Source organism: Thermoanaerobacterium thermosulfurigenes (assembly GCF_051201035.1).
Lineage (GTDB): Bacteria > Bacillota > Thermoanaerobacteria > Thermoanaerobacterales > Thermoanaerobacteraceae > Thermoanaerobacterium > Thermoanaerobacterium thermosulfurigenes.
On record NZ_JBPODR010000057.1, the window covers coordinates 1 to 5,197 of the forward strand.

Sequence of the window (5,197 nt, forward strand, 5' to 3'; positions counted from 1 at the left end):
CAAGAAAATAAGGGGGAAAAAATAATGGCAGTAGTATTTCAAAAAACAAAAGGACTAACAGACACACCATTTCACTACTGTCCAGGATGTACACATGGCATAGTCCACAGACTTGTAGCAGAAGCAATGGAAGAATTAGGAGTATTAGACAAAGCAATAGGTGTAGCACCAGTAGGATGCGCCGTATTCGCCTACGAATACTTCAACTGCGACATGCAAGAAGCAGCCCATGGAAGAGCACCAGCAGTAGCAACAGGCATAAAAAGAGTACATCCAGACAAAATAGTATTCACATACCAAGGAGATGGAGACTTAGCAGCAATAGGAACAGCAGAAACAGTACACGCAGCAGCAAGAGGAGAAAACATAACAGTAATATTCATAAACAACGCCATATACGGCATGACAGGAGGCCAAATGGCACCAACATCACTGATAGGGCAAGAAACCCTCACAACCCCGTACGGAAGAAAACCAGAAACAAACGGATATCCCATAAAAATGTGTGAAATGCTATCAACATTAGAAGGAGCAGCATACATCGAAAGAGTATCAGTGTACGACGTAAAACACGTATTAAACGCCAAAAAAGCAATCAAAAACGCATTCAAAGCCCAAATAAACAAAAAAGGCTTTTCAATGATAGAAGTCCTGTCAAGCTGTCCAACAAACTGGGGTATGTCACCGAATGAAGCATTAAAATGGATAAAAGACAAGATGGAGCAATACTATCCATTAGGTGTATACAAAAACACCTTGGAGGAGGAAAAATAAAATGAATGAAAAGATAATATTTGCAGGATTTGGTGGACAGGGCATCATGTCGATGGGGCTTATAATGTCATACGCAGGAATGATGGATGGGAAAAACGTATCGTGGCTGCCGTCGTATGGACCAGAGATGAGAGGAGGCACAGCCAACTGCCATGTTACCATATCTGATGAACCAGTAGGCTCCCCCATAATAAACGAGGCAACTGTAGTTGTTGCAATGAATAGGCCTTCTTTAGAAAAGTATGAAAAATATGTTGTGCCTGGTGGAAAGCTTTTTATAAATACATCGCTAATTAAAGAGAAAGCGAAAAGAAAGGATATAGAAGTTTACGAAATTGCAGCAAATGACATTGCCAATGAATTAGGGAATTTAAAGATTGCCAATATGGTGATTTTAGGAGCTCTAATAAAAGCAACGAATATTACAAAAATTGAATCTACATTAAAGGCACTTGTAGAAGTTTTAGGACCAAGTAAAGAGCATCTTGTGTCAATAAATGAAAAAGCCTTAGAAAAAGGAGCAGAACTTATAGATGCTTTAAGTAAGAAATAAACACTATATTATGAATGAAAGAAATGCAGTGAAAATATTCATGAAGCATATTTTGCATTTTTGAAGGATTTTTGAAATGTCTGTCGAATATAATAAAAGTGGAAAACGATGTATCGCTTTGTGAAGAGTTTAAAAATCACAGTAGGCCATTTTATTGCTTCATACTATTAAAATATTTTAATATAAGTTAAAATGTTGAAGGAGGTGGTTATGGCAATAAAAGCTTAAATAAATTATTTAAACTATAACACGAAAGGAGAAAGGATATGGCCAGTGGAAAAGCTGAATATGGAAGAAAGTTATCAGATGGCGCTTATGGTGGTATAAGTGGAGATAAGTATGTGCCATTTGTTCCAGCAGAAGAGGTTCTTCCTGAATCTACGTTTTTAAGTTTAGTTATAGGTGTGATATTTGCGATTGTTTTTGCGGCAGCTAATACTTATTTAGGTCTTAAAACTGGAATGACTATAAGTGCAGCGATTCCTGCTGCTGTTTTGTCTACTGGTATATTAAAGACGATTTTTAGGAGAAATAGCATATTAGAAGCTAATATGGCTACAGCAATAGCTGCGACAGGTGAAAGCGTTGCTGCTGGACTTTTGTTTTCTTTTCCAGCTATAGCTATTTGGGGCTTTAAAAATGAGTTTACACTTGAAAGAATAATATTTGCGGTATTAATCGGTGGATTATTTGGCGTATTATTTGTCGTACCTTTAAGAAGGTATTTGACGGTTGAAGAACACGGAAAACTTCTATATCCTGAAGGAATGGCAGCTTCTGAAGTCCTTGTAACAAGCAATCAAGGTGGTTCAGGATTTATGACAGTTTTGTCTGGTATGCTTACAGGTGGCATATACAAATTATTATCAGGTGGTTTTTCTATATGGTCAGAAGAGCCTGCATGGAATCTAAATTGGTTTAAGGGTACGCAAGTTGGAATAAACGTGTTAGCATCATTGTTAGGAGTTGGCTTTATAGTTGGAATAGAGATTTCTTCATACATGCTGGCAGGTGGTATATTGGCATGGCTTGGTCTTATACCATTAATAAAATTTTTTGGAGATGGACTTACAAGTCCAATATATCCAGCCACAACACTTATAAAAGATATGTCAGCTTCTCAAATATGGGGCAGCTATATAAGGTATATAGGTGCTGGTGGAGTATTGGCAGGAGGGTTCATTACTTTATTCAAAACATTCCCTACACTTATAAAGGCATTTAAAGACTCACTATCAGGATTTGGAGCTAGTGCAAAAAAACAAAAAAGGACTGACAGCGATATATCGATAAATATAGTGATTATCGGGGCGATTTTCTTATTCCTCTTAACATGGCTTCTTCCAATATTTAAGATGACATTTATAGGAAGCCTTTTGACTATATTATTTTCCTTCTTCTTCGCTGTTGTCTCAGCAAGAATGACAGGAATTGTGGGTGAATCCAATAACCCAGTGTCAGGCATGACAATAGCTACATTGCTTGTTGTTACGTCTATTTTAAAGCTTACAGGTATTGTCGGAGATAGTGGCATGATATTGGCAATTACTATAGGAGGCATAGTTTGTATTGCAGCAGCAACAGCAGGATGCAATGCGCAGTCTCTAAAGACATGTTACATTATAGGTGGATCGCCTAAAAAGGTAGAGACATATCTTTACACAGGAATAGTTGCATCATCAATTTTTGCAGGATTAGTGCTTATTATGCTTAATAATTCTTACGGAATTGGTTCACAAGCTGTAGCTGCTCCACAGGCTACGATAATGTCTATGGTCGTAAAAGGAATAATGACAGGACATCTTCCGTGGATATTAATTTTAGCAGGAGTATTTATGGGAATAATGATTGAATTGATGCATATTCCGGTGCTGCCATTTGCACTTGGACTTTATTTGCCATTTGAGTTAAGTGCAGCAGTAATGGTTGGAGGTATTATCAGATGGATAATTGACAGAAAATACAAGAATGACGAAAAACTGTACAAAGAAAAGACTGAAAAAGGCATATTGATTTCTTCGGGGTTAGTCGCTGGAGATGCTTTAATGGGATTAGTAATTGCTATATTTGCAGGACTTAAAATAAATATAGGATTTGGTGCAAATTGGATTACAAATAGTGGAGCACTTGCTTCATGGATTTCACTTTTGATGTTTGTATTATTAGGAATTTATTTATACGGATACACGGTCAGGGATAACAAAAAGATCAATTGAAATATGTACAATTTAAGGTGATTTGAATACTGGCTAAAAATATTTCTAATCCGGCGGTTTTAATAAGCTGTCGGATTAGAATGATTTTAATAAATTATTATTACAAAGGAGCGATCACAATGATAATCGGAGTACCAAAAGAAATAAAAGAAGAAGAAGGAAGAGTTGCTATTACACCTGCTGGTGTTCATGCGTTTTGCAGTAAAGGCCATAGAGTATTAATAGAAAACAATGCTGGTTTAATCAGTGGAATAACTAATGAAGAGTATAAGAAGGCTGGAGCTGAAATTCTTAACACGGCTGAAGATGTTTTTAATGAATCTGATATGATATTAAAGGTCAAAGAACCGCAACCTTCCGAGTACAACTATTTTAAAGAAGGGCAGATCTTATTTACCTATTTGCATTTAGCTCCAGATAGACAGCAAACAGAAGCACTTTTAAAGAAAAAAGTAGTAGGTATAGCCTATGAAACAGTGCAGACAGATGATGGAATGTTACCGCTATTAAGTCCTATGAGTGAAGTGGCGGGTAGACTATCAGTGACGATAGGTGCTTATTTACTGCTTAGCAAAAATAATGGCAGGGGAGTCCTTTTAAGTGGCGTTCCAGGTGTTGAAAAGGCAAATGTTGTCATAGTCGGCGGTGGAACGGTAGGACTAAATGCAGCAAAGATTGCCGTTGGAATGGGAGCTAATGTTACAATACTTGATGTAAATGCTTCAAGGCTTGCATACTTAGATGACATTTTTGGAGGAAAAGTAACGACTCTTATGTCAAACAGTTATAATATAGCTAAATGTACTGAAGAAGCTGATTTAGTAATAGGAGCAGTGCTTATTCCGGGGGCAAAGACACCAAAAATAATAACAGAAGAAATGGTAAAGAGCATGAGAAAAGGATCTGTAATCGTCGATGTAGCTATAGACCAAGGTGGTTCTGTTGAAACGATGGATAGAATAACATCTCATGACAATCCTTACTTTATAAAATACGATGTAGTGCATTATTCTGTTCCAAATATACCTGGTGTTGTGCCAAGAACATCTACATTTGCATTGACAAATGTTACTTTGCCATACGCATTGCAGATTGCAGATAAAGGCTATAAGAAAGCGCTATTAGAGAACAAATCGCTTATGAGAGGACTTAATGTAATAAATGGTCATGTGACGTATAAGGCAGTAGCAGAAGCTCACGGATTCGAATATGTGGATCCAAAAGAAATATTGTCAGAATAAATGGCGATTAAAGATAATAATATGGTTGGAAAGGATATATGACAAATATTCTATATCCTTTCCTAACAATTGCATCAAAATTTAAATTAAAATTACATCCAATTATTTTTATTTATCTTCTTCTTGTCTAAAAAATTATTGAAATTTTCTATTACAAATTATTCAAACGATACCATAACAGAATTTTATGCTGCAAATACAAAACAATAATTTCAGGTATTTATACAGAAAATTGCATAAATTAAAATTAATAATTCAATTTGAAATAGTATTGCAATTACCTGTTAAAGGTATTATAATTTAGTTAGATTAAAAAAATTTAATAAATAAAATAAAAGTTTAATCAAATAGGAAGGAGTGCTATTATGAATGATGAATCAAAGAAAAAGCTGACACTGGTGCCTTTAATTTTA

The 5,197-nt window shown here is 35.7% G+C and carries 4 protein-coding genes; all 4 read left to right on the forward strand.

The annotated features are described in order from the left end of the window. Positions 1 to 24 precede the first annotated feature (24 nt). Positions 25 to 774, forward strand: coding sequence for a thiamine pyrophosphate-dependent enzyme (locus tag HNR52_RS11945; protein ID WP_013788396.1), 750 nt, complete (start codon positions 25 to 27; stop codon positions 772 to 774). 1 nt (position 775) lies between these two features. Then, a complete protein-coding gene (locus tag HNR52_RS11950) occupies positions 776 to 1,327 on the forward strand; it encodes a 2-oxoacid:ferredoxin oxidoreductase subunit gamma family protein (RefSeq protein WP_013788395.1) in 552 nt (183 codons plus the stop codon). Positions 1,328 to 1,593: 266 nt separating this feature from the next. Continuing rightward, positions 1,594 to 3,543, forward strand: a complete 1,950-nt coding sequence (locus HNR52_RS11955; protein WP_435620699.1) for an OPT family oligopeptide transporter — start codon at positions 1,594 to 1,596, stop codon at positions 3,541 to 3,543. Positions 3,544 to 3,662: 119 nt separating this feature from the next. Beyond that, positions 3,663 to 4,784: an alanine dehydrogenase gene (gene ald, locus HNR52_RS11960; protein WP_435620700.1), complete on the forward strand. Its 1,122-nt coding sequence runs from the start codon at positions 3,663 to 3,665 to the stop codon at positions 4,782 to 4,784. Positions 4,785 to 5,197: the final 413 nt, after the last annotated feature.

What these genes read in the sequence shown, in the direction of transcription:
- ald (WP_435620700.1), top strand. Translation starts at nt 3,663, where the DNA reads ATGATAATCGGAGTACCAAAAGAAATAAAAGAAGAAGAAGGAAGAGTT.
- HNR52_RS11955 (WP_435620699.1), top strand. Translation starts at nt 1,594, where the DNA reads ATGGCCAGTGGAAAAGCTGAATATGGAAGAAAGTTATCAGATGGCGCT.
- HNR52_RS11945 (WP_013788396.1), top strand. Translation starts at nt 25, where the DNA reads ATGGCAGTAGTATTTCAAAAAACAAAAGGACTAACAGACACACCATTT.
- HNR52_RS11950 (WP_013788395.1), top strand. Translation starts at nt 776, where the DNA reads ATGAATGAAAAGATAATATTTGCAGGATTTGGTGGACAGGGCATCATG.